The organism is Burkholderia sp. LFS061 (assembly GCF_047978125.1).
GTDB classification, from domain to species: domain Bacteria; phylum Pseudomonadota; class Gammaproteobacteria; order Burkholderiales; family Burkholderiaceae; genus Burkholderia; species Burkholderia pyrrocinia_C.
Map to the genome: position 1 here is coordinate 1 of NZ_JBFPFS010000138.1, position 561 is coordinate 561.

The window sequence follows — 561 nt, forward strand, 5'->3', positions numbered from 1 at the left end:
GCTTGCTGTTTGAACTCCGGGGAAAACGTACGTCGTTGCTTGCTCATCAGACACCTCTTCATGGCGAACATTCTCGCCTAAATCAGTGTCCGGATTCATTAGACCACTACAATATACGTGCGAAGATTTTGCTAATGCGCCTTCAGGAGCTTGCAATGTCAGATGTGGCTCACAAGCGGCGTAATGAGGAAAGTCGATCGTGACAAGAGCATGGCGTGCACGTAACCGATGATCAACAACTTAGGTGCGTGCGCAACAATATAGCTCTCGTCCAAAAGACGGGGGCGCGACTTTAATGCCTGTTTTCCTGGGTGGGGGAGGCCGTCGACATTGAGCCGTGGTGCGCGCCTATGTCGCGCTTCGGACGTGTCAGGAATTTCGTGTGCTGAGGTCGGTTAAAAATCTCAGCTGATGGCGGCGGTGAATCGCTCGCCGAACAGAATGGCGAAGTGATTGACTGCTTGCCGCCAAGTGATAGGCGGCATCTTCCAGTCCTTTTCGATGTTGCGCAAGGCTAGATACAGCAGTTTGCTGGCGGCTTCGTCGCTCGGGAAGTGGCCG

1 pseudogene is annotated in these 561 nt (G+C 53.5%); it reads right to left on the minus strand.

The annotated features are described in order from the left end of the window. Positions 1-404 precede the first annotated feature (404 nt). Positions 405-561: pseudogene (locus tag ACNQQL_RS36055) on the minus strand (IS256 family transposase); the annotation flags it as partial.